The sequence below is a fragment of the Marilutibacter chinensis genome (genome assembly GCF_021725675.1).
Lineage (GTDB): Bacteria > Pseudomonadota > Gammaproteobacteria > Xanthomonadales > Xanthomonadaceae > Marilutibacter > Marilutibacter chinensis.
Genome location: NZ_JAKJPO010000020.1, coordinates 41,650 through 59,470, shown reverse-complemented (window position 1 = coordinate 59,470; position 17,821 = coordinate 41,650). Strand labels below are relative to the sequence as shown.

Annotated in this window: 13 protein-coding genes and 1 pseudogene; 6 read left to right on the top strand and 8 right to left on the bottom strand. The window is 66.4% G+C overall.

Going from position 1 to position 17,821, the window contains the following annotated elements; translation table 11 throughout:
• The first annotated feature begins 132 nt into the window (after positions 1-132).
• The gene (locus tag L3V18_RS18425; RefSeq protein ID WP_237056610.1) at positions 133-561 is read left to right on the top strand and encodes a hypothetical protein; all 429 of its coding nucleotides are present in this window, start codon (positions 133-135) and stop codon (positions 559-561) included.
• Positions 562-758: 197 nt separating this feature from the next.
• On the opposite strand, the gene L3V18_RS18420 is transcribed toward L3V18_RS18425, so the two are convergent.
• The 4 genes from L3V18_RS18420 to L3V18_RS18405 form a co-directional block, all read right to left on the bottom strand.
• Positions 759-2,381, bottom strand: a complete 1,623-nt coding sequence (locus tag L3V18_RS18420; protein ID WP_237056608.1) for an ABC-F family ATP-binding cassette domain-containing protein — start codon at positions 2,379-2,381, stop codon at positions 759-761.
• A 187-nt stretch (positions 2,382-2,568) separates the two neighbouring features.
• On the bottom strand, positions 2,569-3,897 hold the full coding sequence (locus tag L3V18_RS18415; protein WP_237056606.1) for a HAMP domain-containing sensor histidine kinase: 1,329 nt from the start codon (positions 3,895-3,897) through the stop codon (positions 2,569-2,571).
• Positions 3,894-4,637, bottom strand: coding sequence for a response regulator (locus L3V18_RS18410; protein ID WP_237056604.1), 744 nt, complete (start codon positions 4,635-4,637; stop codon positions 3,894-3,896). The genes L3V18_RS18415 and L3V18_RS18410 overlap by 4 nt, the downstream gene beginning before the upstream one ends.
• Before the next feature lie 75 nt (positions 4,638-4,712).
• Positions 4,713-5,507 (bottom strand): alpha/beta fold hydrolase, encoded by a 795-nt coding sequence (locus tag L3V18_RS18405; protein WP_237056603.1) that lies wholly within the window; start codon positions 5,505-5,507, stop codon positions 4,713-4,715.
• A 397-nt stretch (positions 5,508-5,904) separates the two neighbouring features.
• On the opposite strand from L3V18_RS18405, the gene L3V18_RS18400 reads away from it, so the two are divergent.
• From L3V18_RS18400 to L3V18_RS18380, 5 genes are all read left to right on the top strand, one after another.
• Positions 5,905-6,861, top strand: coding sequence for an alpha/beta fold hydrolase (locus L3V18_RS18400; protein WP_237056601.1), 957 nt, complete (start codon positions 5,905-5,907; stop codon positions 6,859-6,861).
• Between the two features lie 19 nt (positions 6,862-6,880).
• On the top strand, positions 6,881-7,390 hold the full coding sequence (locus tag L3V18_RS18395) for a cytochrome P460 family protein (RefSeq protein WP_237056599.1): 510 nt from the start codon (positions 6,881-6,883) through the stop codon (positions 7,388-7,390).
• Between the two features lie 40 nt (positions 7,391-7,430).
• A complete protein-coding gene (locus L3V18_RS18390; protein WP_237056597.1) occupies positions 7,431-7,847 on the top strand; it encodes an organic hydroperoxide resistance protein in 417 nt (138 codons plus the stop codon).
• Positions 7,848-7,980: 133 nt separating this feature from the next.
• A complete protein-coding gene (locus tag L3V18_RS18385) occupies positions 7,981-8,685 on the top strand; it encodes a cytochrome c biogenesis CcdA family protein (RefSeq protein ID WP_237056595.1) in 705 nt (234 codons plus the stop codon).
• A 4-nt stretch (positions 8,686-8,689) separates the two neighbouring features.
• Entirely contained in the window at positions 8,690-9,247 is a 558-nt protein-coding gene (locus tag L3V18_RS18380; protein ID WP_237056593.1) for a thioredoxin family protein, read from the top strand.
• Between the two features lie 232 nt (positions 9,248-9,479).
• On the opposite strand, the pseudogene L3V18_RS18375 reads toward L3V18_RS18380, so the two are convergent.
• The 4 genes and pseudogenes from L3V18_RS18375 to L3V18_RS18355 all read right to left on the bottom strand — a co-directional run bounded on the left by L3V18_RS18375 (position 9,480) and on the right by L3V18_RS18355 (position 17,649).
• Positions 9,480-10,596 (bottom strand): annotated as a pseudogene (locus tag L3V18_RS18375) (IS3 family transposase).
• Positions 10,597-10,767: 171 nt separating this feature from the next.
• Positions 10,768-13,098: a proprotein convertase P-domain-containing protein gene (locus L3V18_RS18370; RefSeq protein WP_237056591.1), complete on the bottom strand. Its 2,331-nt coding sequence runs from the start codon at positions 13,096-13,098 to the stop codon at positions 10,768-10,770.
• Positions 13,099-13,237: 139 nt separating this feature from the next.
• Positions 13,238-15,205 (bottom strand): M20/M25/M40 family metallo-hydrolase, encoded by a 1,968-nt coding sequence (locus L3V18_RS18365; protein WP_237056868.1) that lies wholly within the window; start codon positions 15,203-15,205, stop codon positions 13,238-13,240.
• 200 nt (positions 15,206-15,405) lie between these two features.
• Positions 15,406-17,649 (bottom strand): M4 family metallopeptidase, encoded by a 2,244-nt coding sequence (locus tag L3V18_RS18355; protein ID WP_305068989.1) that lies wholly within the window; start codon positions 17,647-17,649, stop codon positions 15,406-15,408.
• Positions 17,650-17,821: the final 172 nt, after the last annotated feature.

The window sequence follows — 17,821 nt, the reverse complement described above, 5'->3', positions numbered from 1 at the left end:
TTCTGCCGCCGTCCAGTCGCGGGGCCGATCCCGGCTCCGCGACTGGACCGGAGGCCTCGACCCCGGCGGTCTGGCCGCACCGCGTCAGCGGCGGCGTTCCCATCGGAACCGTTCCCGCCCGCGGTGGCCGCCATGTACCGATTCGCCGTCCTGCTCGGACTCGCCCTTGCCGCCCCCGGCGCGCAGGCCGAGGACCCGCTGCCCGCCAACAGCTTCGGCGACAGCTACGGCCGCTACGCCCCGGGCGGCGACTGCACCCGCGAACCGCTAATCACCGTCGCCGCGACCGGCCTGGAGATCCGTGTCGGCGGCGCCAGCGAACGCATCGCCCAACCCGAGGTGGCCTGGAGCTACTTCGGCCAGGACTACGAGGGCATCGTCCGCACGGTGTTCCCGTATGCCGGCGCCGAACGGCCGGTGATCATGCTGCTCAACGACGGCGAGGTGCCCGGCGCCCTGCGGATCGAGCCGCACGACCGCGGCTACCCGGGCGGACCGCCGCTGTCGGCCCGGCACCAGACCCTGGTCGATGGCTCGCCGTATGCGCGGTGTGGGGATTGAAGGGCGACGGTCTGCGGGTGCGAGTAACGACTGGACAGTGCATCTGCTTTCACGGGCTATCTGCCAGTGCCGGTCAAACGATGCTGCCCGAGTGGCTGCTTCCGGCCAGAATTGGGCGGATGTTTTGCTCCATGTTCGGCAGACAACCAGCCTTGCAGTTCGAACGTCCGCTGTAGACACCGTCAGCGGGCCTTCGCTCACGTGATGTCGGTCAAGCCTTCCGCACTCAGCAGGAGCTTGCGGGTGGTACCAATAGCATCCAGAAACGGAACGTCATGGCTGACCACCACCAGTGCCCCTTCGAAGCCGGCCAGAGCATGTTCCAGTTCAGCCATGGATTCGAGGTCGAGATTGTTCGTAGGCTCATCCAGCAGCAGCAGGTTCGGGGCCATGTCCGCATGGAGCACGCAGGCCAGTGAGAGCCTGACATGCTCGCCTCCAGACAGCGCACCTGCCGGCAGGTGCATGCGTGCGCCCCGGAACTGCAATCGTGCCAGCAGGTCGGAGCGACCCTGCGCCGTCATGCGGGTTGCCGCCAGCGCGAGGTTCTCCGCTACGGTGAGCGAGGGGTCGAGATGACCCAGACGCTGGGAAAGATAAGCCGAACGTGTCAATCCGCGCCTGAGTCTGCCCGCGATCGGCACTACCTCGCCGGCCAGGATTCTCAGCAGCGTCGTCTTGCCTGTTCCGTTGTCGCCCAGGATGGCGATCCGCTCCGGCCCTCGGATGGTCAGCGATACGCCTTGCCCGCCGAAGAGTGAGCGGCCACCGGAATCTGCCTGCAGATGCTCGCCAGCCAACAGAAGCTGATTGTCGGCAACGCGGGTCGCGGGCAGGGAGAACGACGGCGCGGACACGGCATGGATTCTAGTCTTCGCATGCTGGAGTTGCTCGCGTACGCGGCTGACGCGATGTCCGTGGGCACCTTCGGTCTTTGCCGCCGAAACCTCTGCGGCGCGAGCGCGATTGCCCGCCACGATTCTCGACAGGCCTGCGTCGGCCCGGTTGCGCCTTGCGTTTGCTGTCCGTCTTTCGGTGCGCTCCCGCGCCTGCCGCATCTCGCGGTGCTCACGATGCAGCTCTCTCCGCAGATGATGGACGTGATGCTCCAACGCCAGTCGTTCCGACTCAACCGACGCCTGATAGGCGCCGAATCCTCCGCCGTAGAGACGAAGACTGGATGGGCGTAGTTCGGCGATCTGCTCCATGCCTTCGAGCAAGGTCCGGTCATGGCTTGCCACGATGATGCTGCCACGATAGTCAGACAGCGCATCCAGCAGCCGTTTGCGGGACGCAAGGTCCAGGTGGTTGGTGGGTTCGTCCAGCAACAGCACGGCGGGGCGTCGCAGCAGTTGTCCCGCCAGAGCGAGGGACATGGCCTGGCCGCCACTGAAGGTGGAGATTCGGCGCTCCAGGGATACGTTGTCCAAGCCCAGGCGCGCCAAGGTCGCAGCGATCCGCTCGCGGATGTCCCAGTGCCCTTCGGCGCGTTCGAACAGGGCCGGATCCGTATCACCGCACGCGATCGCCTCCAGTGCATGTACGGTGCTGGCGACGCCCAAGGCGTCGGCCACCCGCGCGTCGGGGTCCAGCGTCGGATCCTGGGGAAGATAGCCCAGGTCGCCGGATACCGTGATGGTGCCGGCACCAGGCGAGAGTTCGCCTGCGATCAGGCGCAGCAAGGTGCTCTTGCCGCCGCCGTTGGGCGCCACCAATCCGGTCCTGGACGGACCGATCACGCAGGACACATCGGTCAGAACGGGTGTACCGTCCGGCCAAGCAAAAGAAAGATGGGAAACGCTGACGCGTGCCTCGGACATGGGTTCCTCCTGGGGTGCGACGCGAACGCGATGCGCGCGCAGATCGCCGGTGGGAGCGTCCGGTGTGGTCTTGGACGGCTCCGATTCGCTAGGGGGAACGCTTGGATCACATGTCTGGGGCAACTCCAGCAGAACGTGCGGAGCACGCATTGTGGCATGGCAGCGTGGCTGCGGGAATGAACCGACGCTATGCCTTCGTACCCAAGGTTAGGGTGGCCTGCAGTCCGCCGCCATCGCGATTGATCAATGCCAGCTGCCCGCCCAGTGCATTCGTGAGCTGGTGCGCAATGGCCAGGCCCAGGCCGGTGCCGCCGGTGGACCGGCTGCGCGATGGCTCCAGGCGATGGAAGGGCTGCTTGATCGCATCCAGCTGCGCCTCCGGTACACCGGGGCCACGGTCCAGGACATCGATGCATACCTGTCCCTTGCCGTCCACCCGCAACCTTGTCTCGGCGCTCCCGGCATATGCCAGCGCGTTGTCGATGAGGTTCTGCAGGACGCGGCGCAACACCTGCGGATGCGTCTGCAGCGATGCATTATCGCCTCCTGTGTGCTGCACGGCCTTGCCAGTGTCCTGGTAGTCGCCCACCACACTGTCCAGGAACGCGTGCAGGTCAAGCCGCACCGACGGGTCCATCGTCACCCTGGCGCTGCGGGCATAGTTCAGGCCTTCCCGGATCAACTGGCTGATCTGGTCAACGTCATTGAGCAGCCGCGCTTGCTCTGTACTCTCATCCAAAGCTTCCACCCGTAGCCGCATGCGGGTGATCGGTGTCTGCAGATCGTGCGAGATGGCCGCCAGTATCTGCGTACGTTCCGACACATGGGCCGCGACCCGCGATTGCAGGGTATTGAGCGCCTGCGCCGCCTTGGCGATCTCCGCGCCTCCGTCCTGGGGAAGCGGCGCGCCTTTTCCCGCAGGATCCATGCGCTCGGCCGCCAGCGCCAACTGCGCCAGCGGCCGCGTGGCCAGGCGCACCGCCGCGCCGACGCACGCCAGCAGCAGCACGACCTGCGCAATCAGTATCCAGGGCAACCATCGCGCGACTGGCATGGGGGCCGGCGTGACTTCGATGGTCAATGGCCGCCCATCCCGCAAGGTCAGTTCCACCTCGTAGCGCTCCGGGAGGGACGAAACCGCGCGCGGCCGCAATGCGTACCGGTGAGCCAGCGCATCGTCGATCAAGCCGGCTACCTGCCGTGCGCGCTCGCTCGCCAGCGGCTTTCCGGTCTGCGCCGGACGCAACAGGTAACGATAGGTGCGCCGCTCCAGGCGCGGGATCCATTCGACCCGCTGCGCCGGCGAAAGGCGCTCCAGCAACGCCACACTGACGGGAATGTCCTCGAACAGGTTCCTCAACATCATCGAGCGGGTGGCATCCATGCGCTCATACGACAGTACGGAGAACGAAAGTGCATGCGCCAGCAACAGGCCTGCGCCCAGGATCAGCAGCAGCCGGGCCCGCAGAGTGCGCGGCAGAAGGCGCGAAGGCCACTTTGGCGGAACGCTGCTCATGCGTCTTCGTCGATCAGCACGACAGGCTGGCTGAACACGTAGCCTTCACTGCGCACGGTCTTGATGTACATCTGCTCGCGCGCGCCGTCTCCAAGTCGCTGGCGCAGCCGGCTGACCAGCAGATCGATGGACCGGTCGAACATCTCCGCATCGCGCCCCTGCGTGAGGTTGAGCAGCTGATCGCGGCTCAGCACCCGTTGCGGATGATCGATGAACACGCGAAGGAGCCGGAACTCGGCCCCGCTCAGGGGATAGACCGTGCCATCGGCATCCAGCAGGTGCCGTGCCGTGGTGTCCAGGCGCCAGTCGCCGAACCCGAGCAGGCGGCTGGCCTCGCTGACCTGCAGGTTGGGAGGAAGCATGCGGGTGCGGCGGATCACCGCGCTGATGCGCGCCAGCAGTTCCCGCGAAGAAAACGGCTTGCTCACGTAGTCGTCGGCGCCCATCTCCAACCCGATGATGCGGTCGGTCTCATCATCGCGCGCGGTCAGCAGGACGACCGGAACCGTCTTGTGCTTGCCTGCGCGCAGGTTGCGGCAAAGCGACAGGCCATCCTCGCCCGGCATCATCACGTCGAGCACGATCAGGTCGATGTCGCTGGTATCCAGCGTGGCCCGCATCTCCCGGCCATCCGCAGCCAGGCTGACGCGCAGGCCGTTGCGCCGCAGGTAGTCGCCGACCATTTGGCGGATGTCGCGATCGTCATCGACGACAAGGACATGATCGGTGCGGGATGACATGCGCGGGTACTCCCAAGTTCGCTCGCAGGGAAAACAAGGCCCCTGCGACGGATGTTAGCGCCAGTGCGCCGCACGTTAACCGCCGGCGGCGCTGGTGGGGGCATCGGCCGGTCGCAGGCCGCTGGCCTCCAGGATGACGTTGCTGACTTCGCCTGGCTCCGATACGGGCGCGACGTGGCTGGCACCGACGGAGTACAGCGTGGCGCCGATACGTTGCGCTGTGGCTACCTGGAGTTGCGGCGCCAGCATCCGGTCCTTGCGCGACACCACGTACCAGCTCGGACGTGAGCGCCACGCCGCCGCGGTCACCGGCTCGGCAAGCGCGCTGGCCTTGAGCGGCAGCTGGCTGGCCTGCACGCGTGCCAGTGCGCGCGGCGTCAGGTCCTGGGCGAAGTCGCGCGCGATCGTCTGCGGCGACAATGAGAGCCAGCCGTCCCGCTCCAGCAACTGCTGCAGGCCGGGCGCGACGGGGAAATGTTCGCCCTGCTGGGCCGAGGTCTGTCCCACATCGGGAGCGAACGCCGCCACATAGACCAACGCGGTCACCTTGGGATCGACGCCCGCCTGGGTGATCACGGTGCCTCCCCAGGAGTGACCGACCAGCACCACCTTGCCCGGTGCCGCGGCGATTGCGGCGCGGGTAACGTCCACATCTGCTTCGAGCGAACTGAGCGGATTGTCCACGGCCACGACGGGAACGCCGCGACGCCGGAGACGCTTGGCCACCTGGTCCCAACTGGAGGCGTCGGCGAAGGCACCGTGCACAAGGATGACGGTGGGGGCGTCTGGATCGACGGCAGGGCGCGCGGCGGCGGGGGTGAGCGTGGTGCCCAGCGCTAGAAACAGCAACAACGGGATCGAACGGAACATGGCAGGTCTCCTCATGGTCGGGGAGTGCCATTCCAGTACCCCACTGTATCGGCCGGGTGTCGGCGCGGGCCGTGTTTGTACCGGAATGTATCCACGGGCCACTTGCGGCCATTGACTGACAAATCCGGGGTTGGCAGGACATGTGGCCGACACCGGATGGGCGTGAAATTCCCGGCGAGCGCAGATGCCAGCTGCATGACCGGCGCCAGCGTGACGCTGGATGGCGGCTTCTCGATCTGACGCCTGTGCGGCGCCTGCCGGCGCGTCTCTGTTGTCCCGACTTCCCTTCAATCCACCTGCCGGAGGATCCACCATGTCCGCTACCACCACGTTGGTCCCTTCTACCGCCCGTCGCGGCCTGCGCCTGGCGCTATGGCTGCTCGTTACGAGCCTGCTGTTGGGCGCCGCCGCCTCCGCTGCCACACCCGATGCTGCTTTCGATACTGCGCTGCCCCCCGCACTGGTGGCGAACAAGCACGTGGACGCGGGCGATCTGCGCATCGGCTACGCCGAACTCGGCCCGGCCGACGGCGAAGCCGTCATCCTGCTGCATGGCTGGCCCTATGACATCAACAGCTATGCCCAGGTGGCACCGCAGCTGGCCGCGCAAGGCTACCGGGTGATCGTTCCGCACTTGCGCGGCTATGGCACCACGCGGTTCCTTTCCGCCGACACACCACGCAACGGCCAGCCCGCCGCACTGGCGTCGGACGTAGTGGCCTTGATGGATGCGTTGAAGATTCGTCGCGCCACCTTGGCAGGTTACGACTGGGGTGCGCGCTCGGCAGACATCGTGGCCGCCCTGTGGCCTGAGCGCGTCAAGGCGTTGGTGTCCGTCAGCGGTTACCTGATCGGCAGCCAGGAAGCCGGTCGCAAGCCGTTGCCGCCTTCGGCCGAACTCCAGTGGTGGTACCAGTACTACTTCGCCACGGAACGCGGCCAGGCCGGCTACACGCAGTACACCCACGACTTCGCCAGGAAGATCTGGGAACTGGCTTCGCCGCAGTGGAAGTTCGACGACGCCACCTTCAACCGGAGCGCCGCTGCCCTGGACAACCCGGACCAGGTCGCCATCGTGATCCACAACTATCGCTGGCGCCTGGGTCTGGCCGAAGGCGAAGCCAAGTACGCCGCACTGGAGCAACGTCTGGCGCAGGCGCCGGCCATCACCGTGCCGACGATCACCATCGAAGGCGACGCCAACGGCGCGCCGCATCCCAAGCCGGAGGCATACGCGGCCAAGTTCGTCGGCAAGTACGAGCACCGCACTTTCACCGGCGGCATCGGCCACAACCCGCCGCAGGAAGCGCCCGCCGAGTTCGTTCAGGCGGTTGTCGACGCCACCCACCTTTAAGCCTTCCCGGGAGCTCGCCATGAAAGCTGTGCACATCATCGGATTGCTGGCCGCTGCTGCCGGGACCGTGTTGGGTCTGGTCGGCGCCGTGCAGGCCTTCGACAACCGCGGCCCTGTCGCACCGATCTATGGCGTCCGGTTGCCTGAGGGCTATCGCGATTGGCCACTGGTGGCGCCGGCACAGGAAGCGGCGCCGCTGGACGAATTGCGTGTCGTCGTCGGCAATCCGAAAGCGATGCGCGCATATCGCGGGAAAGTCCAGCCGTTCCCGGATGGCACCGTGCTGGTCAAGCTCGCGTGGAAGCACGAGCCGTCGCCGGACTTCGCCCCGGCCTCCGTTCCAGGCGCGGCCACCACGGTGCAGGTGATGGTCAAGGACTTCCGCCGTTACGCGGCGACGGGCGGCTGGGGCTATGGGCGATTCATCGACGGCCGTCCGGTCGATGAGGCGCAACACCGCACCTGCCATGCCTGCCACGCCTCCCGCGTCAAGCAACGCGACTACGTGTTCACCCGATACGCGCCGTGAGCGACACGACCGACTCCACCCCACCCACCAGGAGATACCCATGAATGCGCTCGACACCGTCCTCTACACCGGCAAGACCCACACCGTTGGCGGCCGCGAAGGCTATGCGCGCAGCGACGACGGCCAGCTCGACGTCGTCCTGTCGCCGCCCGGCAGCCGTCGTCCCGGCACCAATCCCGAGCAGCTGTTCGCCGCCGGTTGGTCCGCCTGCTTCGAAGGCGCCATGGGCATCGCCGCTGGCAAGCTGCGCATCGTGCTGCCTGCCGGAACCGCGATCGATGCCGAAGTCGACCTTGGCATGGTCGGCGAGGGCTACCAGCTCCAGGCACGACTGGACATCTCGCTGCCCGGACTGGATCCGCAACAGGCGCAGGCCATCGTCGACGAAGCGCACCACACCTGCCCGTACTCCAAGGCCACGCGCGGCAACATCGACGTGCAGATCCGGTTGACCTGAGCCTCCTGGTAACAAAACGTGCCGACCGGCGCGCCAGGACGATCCGGATACAAAAGTCCGGATCCCTGAACACAGTGCAGCCACATGCCTGCGATGGAATGACCTCCCGCACCCGCGCGCCCGGATTCCTCCCATGATCGAATATGCCCTGGCAGCCCTTGCGGGCATGGCCACCATTCTCTCGCCTTGCATCCTGCCGGTCTTGCCGATCGTGCTGGCGACAGGAGCAGGCCGGGATCGCGCCACGCCGCTGTGGATCATCGGCGGATTCGTCACTACGTTCGCGGCCGGCGGCATCCTGCTGGGCGTGCTTGCAGCCTCCTCTGGCGAGTTGCAGGCCGGCATTCGCTCTGTGTCCATTGCCGTGCTGATGCTGGCAGGCCTGGCTTGCTTCTGGCCGGCGCCCTTTGAAGCGGCGGTGTCCTGGATCCGGCAGCAATGGACCCGCCACCGTCCGCAGCGGGTGGCGCTTCCGGGCCCAGGTGGTCGCGCGGGTGCGCTGATCGTTGGCGCTTCACTTGGACTGGCCTGGACGCCATGCGCCGGACCTGTGCTGGCTTCCGTGTTAGCCCTTGCCGCCACGGCCCAGGAGCCGGCCAAGGCAAGCGCATTGCTCGGCTTGTACGCCCTGGGAGCGGGCCTGCCCATGCTGCTGATCGCCTATGGCGGCCACTGGGTCAATGCACGGCTGCCCTTCATGCAGCGCCACGCCGACCTGTTCCGCAAATGCTTTGGTGCAGTTGCCGTCGCATTCGCCGTGCTGCAGTTGCTGCAGTACGACGTCTTCGTGTCCGCCTGGGCCACCCGGTGGCTCCCCCCTCTCTCACAAGGACTCTGATCCCATGAAAAAGCTCGCATCCCTGACGACCCTCCTGGCCGCCAGCGTATTCGCTGCTGCCTGCTCACCCAACGTGCAGGCCGACCCGGTCCAGCCCACGCATGCCGCTCCCGCACCGGTGGCGCCCGAGTTCAGGGGCATCGACAACTGGCTGAACGGCCCACCGCAGCGCCTGCGTGATCTGCGCGGCAAGGTAGTGCTGGTCGAATTCTGGACATATTCCTGCATCAACTGTGTACGCGTGATGCCTCACGTCAAACAGTGGCATTCCAGGTACCGGGACCAGGGGCTGGTGGTGATCGGCGTGCATACGCCCGAATACGGCTACGAAAAGAAGCTGGGCAATGTCCGTGCGGCCGTGCAGCGATTCGGTATCACCTATCCGGTTGCCCAGGACAATGGATATGAAACCTGGAATGCCTATGGCAATCGCTATTGGCCTGCGATGTACCTGATCGATCAGCAAGGACGCATCGTCTACCAGCACTTTGGCGAAGGGCAGTACGAGGAGACGGAGGCGAAGATTCGCGCCCTGCTCAACCTTGATGCCGCGAAGGGCTGAGAGGGGAATCGGCCGCCATGCTGAGCCACCTCTGCGGTGATGGCTTGGACAGGACGGCGGGCACTCCATCCATGGACGCCTTCCGTCCTGCCCAGGGCCGCGCGCGATGGCTGCCAGCAACGCCCTCCTGGATCTTTCCGATACCACTTGCCTGCAACCAGCGCTTGATGAAAGCGCCAACACCATGGGGACTACGCCATGACATCACGATGGTTGCGACGTCCCCCCGCTTTCAGTAGCGGTCTGATCTAGAGTCCGGGTTCACTGTAGCCGACTCGGCCAGTTGTTCGGCATAGGCGGCCGGCGTCATGCCGACAAGCGCCTTCTTGGGTCGCTCCTCGTTGTATTCACGGCGCCAGGTCTCGATGATCGTGCGGGCCTGGAGCAGGCCGGTGAACCAGTGTTCGTTGAGGCATTCGTCGCGCAGGCAGCCGTTGAACGACTCGACTTAGGTGTTCTGGTTCGGCTTGCCTGGCTCGCTCAACCGGAGTTGGACGCCACGCTCGTGTGCCCACGTGACCATTGCCTTGCCGCAGAACTCCTTGCCGTTGCCGGTCCGGATCACCTTGGACAGGCCCCGACTGAGTGCCAGCCAGTCCAGCACCCGGCTGACACCGTAACCCGAGATCGCCCGTTCCACCTCGATCGCCACCGGCTCATGCGTGGCATCGTCCACGATCACCAGGCACTTGATAACCCGGCCATCGGCCGTCCAATCGAGCACGCAGTCCATCGACCAGACTTCGTTGGCGCGGGTCGGCCGCAGCAAGGGCTGTCGCTCGCCCACGGGCACCTTCTTGCGCTTGCGATGGCGCGCCTGCAGCCGTTCTTCCCGATACAACCGCTCCACGTGCTTGTAGTTCAAGAGGTGTCCTTCCTGACGAAGCTTGAGGTGGATCATCCCGACGCCGTAGTGCCGATGCCGATGTGCCAGCGCCAGAATGCGTTCCCGCAGATCGACGCTCCGATCCGGCCGGGGCTCATAGCGCAATGTGCTGGCACTCATCCGTACCACCGCCAGTGCCCGCCGCTCGCTCAATCCCCTGTCCACCATGTAGCGCACCTGCTCGCGTCGGGCCGGTGCGCTCACCACTTTTTCGCAGGACGTCCTTGATCACCTTGCTCTCCAGCACCTGCTCGGCCAGCAGCTTCTTGAGCCGGGCGTTCTCCGTCTCCAGCTCGCGCAGCCGCTTCGCGTCCGGCACGCTCATGCCGCCGAACTTGTTGCGCCACAGGTAGTACGAGGCCTCGTTGAAGCCGTGCCTGCGGCACAGCTCCTTGACCGGCAGCCCGGCCTCGGCCTCACGCAGGAAACCGGTGATCCGTTCTTCGGTAAAGCGCTTCTTCATGTCCAATCTCCTTCTCGTTGGGGATTGGACTTCAAATCGCCGTGCTACTCAAAGCCGGGGGGACGTCGCCCACAAAAAAACCCCGGCCGAAGCCGGGGTCCGCTCAACGGGAGCAGGGGAGAGAGGCGGTGGGAACGCCGCGTTCCGGACGCGAGGCCCCGAACGTCGTGCTCAGAAGGTCACACTCCAGCTGTTGATGTAGCCGGTGTCCTGGTTGGCGTTGTCGTTCACGCGCAGCTTCCAGGTGCCGTTCAACGGTTCGCTGGACAGGTCCAGGGTGTAGGTGCCGATCACGTTGTCGGTGCTGCCGCCGCTGCGGTTGTGGAGGTTGTAGACGCTGCCGTCGGGTGCGATCACGTCGACCCGCAGGTCGCCCTTGTAGGTGTGGCGGATGTCGACGTCGACGCTGGCGTTGCTGGGGGCATTGCCGCTGCGGCCGGATACGGTGATCGGGCTTTCGACCGTGGCGTTGTCGTTGATCGTGTAGTCGGTGGTGTTGCTGTAGGTCTGGGTGCCGCCACCGCCGGTGCCGTAGCTGCCGGTCAGGCTGAGCCCCGAGAACGCCGAGTAGCCGCGCACCATCACGTGCCAGGTGCCGGCCTGCGGGCTGGCGAAGCTGCAGGTCTCGTTGTTGCCGCCGGTGTAGGGCCGGCAGTCGTAGTTGCTGGAGGTCGGTGCGCTGCCGAACTTGACGTACAGGTCGGCATCGCCGGTGCCGCCGCTGGTGACGAACTGCAGGTTGCTGGCGCCCGACGGGACTTCCATCGTCCAGAACTGCTCGCTGCCCTGGGCGCCGGACACGCCGGTGACCGGCACGCCGTTCTGCAGCTGGTTGCCGCCGCCCGAGCCGACCGTGACCGTGCGGGTGCGGCTGTTGCTGGCGCCGTCGTCATCGGTCACCGTCAGGGTGACGTCGTAGCTGCCGGCCGCGGCGTAGCTGTGGCTGGGGTTGGTCGCGGTCGAACTGCCGCCGTCGCCGAAGTTCCAGCTGCGCGAGGCGATCGAACCGTCGCTGTCGCTGGAGCCGTCGCTGAAGCTGACATCGAGTCCGTCGACGGTGAAGCTGAAGTCGGCGCTCGGAGGCAGGTTGCCGCCGCCACCGTCCGCGGCGATGCCGTCGATGTACTGCGCGCCGGTGCCGCCGGCGTCGAGCCAGCTGCTCAGACGGGTGCTGTCGCTGCCGCCGCCGGTCCAGGAGGCAAACAGGCGGCCGTAGTAGTCGCTGCGGTTGCTGCCGGTCGCGCTGCAGGTGGCGGGGCCGCCGTGCAACTGGCCGATCACGCGCTTGTCGGGGCTGTAGATCGGCGAGCCGGACGAACCTGGCTCGGTCACGCCGCCGGAGGGCTGCCAGAAGATGTGCAGGTGGGTGGTGCCGCTGCCGCCGCCATAGCCGCTGATCTGGGTCGGGCTGGTGGAGATGCTGATGCGCTTCTCGGCGACGTTGGGGTGGTGGATACCGATCGCGCCGGGGAAGTTCATGTCGCGCCGGTCCCAACCGCTCCAGTACAGGTTGTAGGCGGCAGGCGCCGGGTCGTCGAGCTCGACGAGGGTGAAGTCCGACGCGCTGTTGCCGGCGCGGAACGTCGAGCCGGTCAGGTACTGGTCCAGGGTGCCGTCGCCGTCCTGGCCGCTGGAGCTGCTGCCGGGGGTGCGGCAGGTCGAGTTCTGGTAGTTCCAGTAGGTGACCAGCGAGGCGGCGTTGCTGCCGTTGATGCCGCAGTGGTTGGCGGTGAGGAAGAACATCCGCCGGTCGTTCGCGGTGTTGTTCAGCAGGCTGCCGCTGCAGAACAGGCTGCCGCCGGTCGAGATCGCCGCCGAGGAGCGGACGATGTTGTCGTAGTACGGGTCGGCGTCGGGACATTCGACATCGACATTGCAGGCGCCGGAGGTGCCCAGCGGCTGGATCAGTGCGGATTCGCGCGCCATCCGGCTGAAGCCGCGATAGTCGTGGCCGACCTGGACCAGGCGCAGTCCGAGCTCGCCGACGCGGTCACGTGGCACGACCACCTCGATCACCACCCGGTCGCCAGGCACGATCGGCGTCCACAACTGACCGTGCGCCTCGTTGTCGGCATCGGTGAAGGTTCGCACCAGACGCGGATCCGCGTCCCGGGTCAGGCCCTCGGGATAGACCAGCAGGCGGCCGCCCGCGGGCATGCGGTAGTCGCTGAAACCGAAGTTCAGCGACAGCGCCTCGCGCGACTCCACCCGCAGCCGCCAGACCAGATGGTCGGCGTCGAGCTCCTCCCAGGCGCCGGCGTTGTGCGGGGTCAGGTCGACGCGCAGCGGCTGGGCAAAGCGTGGCGGCAACCCGCGCGCTTCGCGCTGCGGATCCTGCGCGCGCAGGCGCGGTACGTCGACTGCCGGCATGCTGCGGATCTCGACCCTGTCGAGCCGGGCGATGTCATGATCGAACGCGGCCGGACGCGCGCCGTCAGGGGCGGCAAGGGCCGTGCCGATCGACAGGGACAACAATGTCAGAAGACCACATACGCCTTTCATTGGACCTCTCCATGGGTAAGTGCTGCGTGGGTGTGGTGCTGCAGGTAATCCGCGTCGTCCATTGACGGGCGGCGCGGAACGCGGGGCCGGGGATCACGCCCCCGCAAAGCGGAATGCCTCGTCCTTCGTTGCGGCATGGTCAGAAGGTGACGCTCCAGCTGTTGATGTAGCCGGTGTCCTGGCTGGCGTTGTCGTTCACGCGCAGCTTCCAGGTGCCGTTGAGCGGCTCGCTGGACAGGTTCAGCGTGTAGGTGCCGATCACGTTGTCGGCGCTGCCGCCGCTGCGGTTGTGGATGTTGTAGGTGCTGCCGTCCGGTGCGACCAGATCGACCTTCAGATCACCCTTGTAGGTGTGGCGGATATCGACGTCGACCGAAGCGCTGCTCGGCGCGTTGCCGCTGCGACCTGACACGCTGATCGGGCTCTCGACGGTGGCGTTGTCGTTGATCGTGTAGTCGGTGGTGTTGCTGTAGGTCTGTGCGCCGCCACCGCCGCCGGTGCTGTAATCGCCGACCAGGCTGACGCCGGAGAAGCTGCTGTACGCGCGCAGCGACACGTGCCAGGTCCCGGCCGCCGGCGAGGCGAAGCTGCAGGTCTCGCTGTTGCCGCTCTTGTACGGACGGCAGTCGTAGCTCGACGTGGTCGGCTGGCTGCCGTGCTTCACGTACAGGTCGGCATCGCCGGTGCCGCCGGAGATCGTGAAGCTCAGGTTCGACGCGCCGGAGGGCACTTCCATCGTGTAATGGACCCAGTTGCCCTGGCTTGCCGCCAGCCCGGTCACCGGCACGCCCTTGGTCAGGGTGTTGCCGGTCGGGGGCGGTTCGGTATCGCCGTCGGTCTTGGCCAGCTCGCCGAGAAAGCCCAGCGCCAGCTTCGCCAGCGGTACGCTTGGCTGGGCCGTGCCGCCCATGCCGGGAAGGGTGTCGGAGGTGGTGTGGAGGCGGTTGTTGAAGCTTGCCTCGAACATCATTGCCGCCGGATAGCCGGCGCTGGTCCAGGACGCATGATCGGAGCAGCCATATCCGCAGGTATAAGTGCCGCGGGTCAGCCCGAGCGGTGCCAGGTACTCGTCGAACACGTCGCGTACGAACTGCTGCAGCGCGCTGTTGCTGTAGTCGGTGATCAACTGCATGTCGACGCCGGAACCGCTGGCATAGTTGGTCATGTCCAACTGCAGTACGCCGACCACGTTCACGCCCTGGCTCGAGAACGACTGCGCGATCGCGTTGGAACCGCGCAGGCCGACTTCCTCGGCGGCGTAGCCCATGAACTTGACCGTGCGTCGCGGCTTCCATCCGTCGGCAAGGGCGACGCGCAGTACTTCGGTCAGGGTCGCGATGCCGGAGGCATCGTCGTCGGCGCCCGGCGCGGCCATGTTCTCGCCGCTTCCGCTGTTGGAGATCGAATCCAGGTGCCCGCCGAGCACGACGACTTCGTTGGCGAGGTCGCTGCCTTCGATGGTCAGGATCACCGAGGGCTGGGTCGAGCAGCTGGAACAGGAGAACAGCTCGGCGCTGACGTCGGACCGGCCGCCTCCGTACGAGAGCCAGGTGTCGTGGATCCATTCGGCAGCCGCCTTGCCGTGGCTGCTGGCGTAGTAGCGGTTCGGATAGCCGGTGGAAAGATGATCGATGGTGGCGCGGATGTGGCTCTCGCTGACCTGCGGCAGCCACGGGCCGACGGTGTCCTGATTGTCGATGGTATAGCTCGCGAACACGGTCTGCTGCGCCTGCGCGCTGCGCTCGTTGGCGAGGAAGGCTTCCGCCTCGGCCTGGCTGGCGAACGCAAAGAAGCCGCCGCAGCGATGCTCGTCGGCGTGGATGCGATGGCTGGCGTCGCCCAGCTGATGGGCCTGGATGCGCGATATCACCAGCGGATTGCCGGTGCTGTCGCGGCGTCCGGCCGGGTCGCGGGCGATCGCCGCCAGGCTGGTGCGGTAGCTGTCCTGCGAGGTGACGACATAGACCGGTGCGAACGGGTCGCTGTCGATGCGTTCGGCCAGCGCCGGACTGATGTGGTCGTGGTGGGCGTCGGTGGTCCGCGCGTGGCCGGCGCCGCTGGCGGCCAGTGCGGCCACCAGGGCAAGCGATGAAATATGTCCTTGCATTGCGGAGCTCCTGGGATGCGGATGCGGGGTCTTCTGGTGTGCCCCGCATCCGGGAAGGGACGGGCGCGATGGCCCGGGTCGGATCTCCCTGTGCGATCCGGAGTAGTGGAGCCCGGCCGAAGCCGGGCCCCGGTGCAACCCGCCGCCGATAGCTGTCGTGGCGGCGGTTTCGCTGTTCCGATCAGGTCATGACGCCACGCTTAGAACGTGATGCTCCAGCTGTTGATGTAGCCGGTGTCGTAGTTGGCGTTGTCGTTCACGCGCAGCTTCCAGGTGCCGTTGAGCGGTTCGCTGGACAGGTTCAGCGTGTAGGTGCCGATCACGTTGTCGGCGCTGCCGCCGCTGCGGTTGTGGATGTTGTAGGTGCTGCCGTCCGGTGCGACCAGATCGACCTTCAGATCACCCTTGTAGGTGTGGCGGATATCGACATCGACCGAGGCGTTGCTCGGTGCGTTGCCGCTGCGGCCGGACACCGTGATCGGGCTCTCGACGGTGGCGTTGTCGTTGATCGTGTAGTCGGTGGTGTTGCTGTAGGTCTGTGCGCCGCCACCGCCGCCGGTGCTGTAATCGCCGACCAGGCTGACGCCGGAGAAGCTGCTGTACGCGCGCAGCGACACGTGCCAGGTCCCGGCCGCCGGCGAGGCGAAGCTGCAGGTCTCGCTGTTGCCGCCGAGGTAGGGTCGGCAGTCGTAGCTGGACGTGGTCGGCTGGCTGCCGTGCTTCACGTACAGGTCGGCATCGCCGGTGCCGCCGGAGATCGTGAAGCTCAGGTTCGACGCGCCGGAGGGCACTTCCATCGTGTAGTGGATCCAGTTGCCCTGGCTTGCCGCCAGCCCGGTCTCCGGCACGCCCTTCTCCAGCTCGCCGCCACCCGGCGGATCGCCGCCGCCGTCGCAGCTCACGCCCACGGACGCGAAGGCCGCGGTCACGTCGGCGACCGTCAATCCAAGATCGGAGGCGGCCGACTCGACGCCGCAGGCACCCTGATCGAAGTCGGTGCTGGAGGTCCAGTACAGCTGGTTGGCGCGGGCGAACACCCGGAACGCATTGCGGGTATCCCAGCCGGTCTTGTTCGCCAGCAGGTAGAACGCCTTGTTGTAGACGCCGGACGAATAGTGCACGTCCATGCCACTGTAATAGTCGTCGGCATGGCCGATCGACCTGCCGTCGCGGGTCGGATCGTCCATGTAGCGCAGCGCGCCGCTGCTCTTGAAGATGTCCGCGCCGACCAGGAAGTCGTTGCTGCCGCGCATGAAGTACTCGGCGGCCTCGCCGGCGATGTCCGAATAGGCCTCATTGATACCGCCGGACTGTCCGGAATAGATGAGTCCCGAGTTCTGCTCGGTGAAGCCGTGCGAGACCTCGTGCGCGGACACGTCCAGGCTGACCAGCGGGTAGAAGGTCGAGGCGCCGTCGCCGAAGGTCATCGACGAGCCGTTCCAGAACGCGTTCTCGTAGTTGCTGCTGTAGTGCACGCGCATGGTCAGCTGGAAGGTCAGAGGCGGTGCGCCGACGTAGTCGTCGTACATGTCGTAGACGACCTTGCCGAAGTAGTGCGCGTCGTTGAGCGGCGAGTACGCGCCGTTGATCGTCTTCACGGTGTTGCGCGGACAGGTGTAGGAGAACGCGGTGCTGCCGCTGGTGCCGTGATTCAGGTTGACCGTCTTCACGACGGAATTGCTCATCGTGCAGGTGCTGCCGCTCTGGCTGACGTCCATGTAGCCGAAGTCGGTGCCGTACTCGTACTGGCCGGTCTTGCTGTTGCCGCCGGGTCCGGTGCCGTCGGCGTGCGCAAGCGCATCCCACTGCTTGATGACCCGGCCGCTGTCGGCGTCCAGGATCACGACCGGGCGGGTCGGCTCGCCGCCGGTCGGGGCATCGGCGAAGAACGACACCACGAAAACCATGTGCGCGCGTCCGTTGTCGTCGACGTAGACCATCTGCTGCGAGGTCTCGTTCTCTATGATCCGGCGGCTGAGATCGGCGCCGAGTGCGGCACGTTTGCCCAGCGCCGCCGCGCGGGCCTTGCCCAGCTTCGGCGGGACTGCGGGCAACTCGCTGGCCAGGCCTGTCACCGATTGGCCGAACAGCCGGTGCACGCTGCCGTCGCTGCGCTCGCTGACCACCACATGCTCGCCGAACACCGGCACGCCGCGGTGGGTCTGACGGTAACGATAGTGTCGGGTTCCGTCACGGTCCTGATAGGACCTGATCAGCTCGAGACCGGACTCGGACTCCAGTCCGATCATCTCCGCATGGCGGTCGATGGCGCGAGCGGGCGTGCCGATCGTTGCGCTCGCGGACTGGTACTGCCGGTTCAGCTGCACCGTATCGAGGCGTTGGAGGTCGACCTTCTCGGCCGCGTCCGCGCTGGCCATCGAAAGCCCGAGTGCGAGGGCCGAGACCGCGACCCACTGGCCGTGCCGATGATTTGCGTCTTTCATGTGCTTGTTTCCCTTCAAGTGTGAAAGATCGGATCGCGCATCTGCGCGACTTCCTAGTCCGGCGAACTGCTGCACGCGTTGCAATCGCGCCGGTGGCGGGTCCGATGACTCCCGGACCCTGTCCCCCCGCTCGCGAAAAGATTCCCTGATGAACGGCCGGCCGGGCGCCCGT

Bases quoted from the DNA above. Each gene is read 5' to 3' on its own strand.
- L3V18_RS18425 (WP_237056610.1), top strand. From the start codon at position 133: ATGTACCGATTCGCCGTCCTGCTCGGACTCGCCCTTGCCGCCCCCGGC.
- L3V18_RS18420 (WP_237056608.1), bottom strand. From the start codon at position 2,381: ATGTCCGAGGCACGCGTCAGCGTTTCCCATCTTTCTTTTGCTTGGCCG.
- L3V18_RS18415 (WP_237056606.1), bottom strand. From the start codon at position 3,897: ATGAGCAGCGTTCCGCCAAAGTGGCCTTCGCGCCTTCTGCCGCGCACT.
- L3V18_RS18410 (WP_237056604.1), bottom strand. From the start codon at position 4,637: ATGTCATCCCGCACCGATCATGTCCTTGTCGTCGATGACGATCGCGAC.
- L3V18_RS18405 (WP_237056603.1), bottom strand. From the start codon at position 5,507: ATGTTCCGTTCGATCCCGTTGTTGCTGTTTCTAGCGCTGGGCACCACG.
- L3V18_RS18395 (WP_237056599.1), top strand. From the start codon at position 6,881: ATGAAAGCTGTGCACATCATCGGATTGCTGGCCGCTGCTGCCGGGACC.
- L3V18_RS18390 (WP_237056597.1), top strand. From the start codon at position 7,431: ATGAATGCGCTCGACACCGTCCTCTACACCGGCAAGACCCACACCGTT.
- L3V18_RS18385 (WP_237056595.1), top strand. From the start codon at position 7,981: ATGATCGAATATGCCCTGGCAGCCCTTGCGGGCATGGCCACCATTCTC.
- L3V18_RS18380 (WP_237056593.1), top strand. From the start codon at position 8,690: ATGAAAAAGCTCGCATCCCTGACGACCCTCCTGGCCGCCAGCGTATTC.
- L3V18_RS18370 (WP_237056591.1), bottom strand. From the start codon at position 13,098: ATGAAAGGCGTATGTGGTCTTCTGACATTGTTGTCCCTGTCGATCGGC.
- L3V18_RS18365 (WP_237056868.1), bottom strand. From the start codon at position 15,205: ATGCAAGGACATATTTCATCGCTTGCCCTGGTGGCCGCACTGGCCGCC.
- L3V18_RS18355 (WP_305068989.1), bottom strand. From the start codon at position 17,649: ATGAAAGACGCAAATCATCGGCACGGCCAGTGGGTCGCGGTCTCGGCC.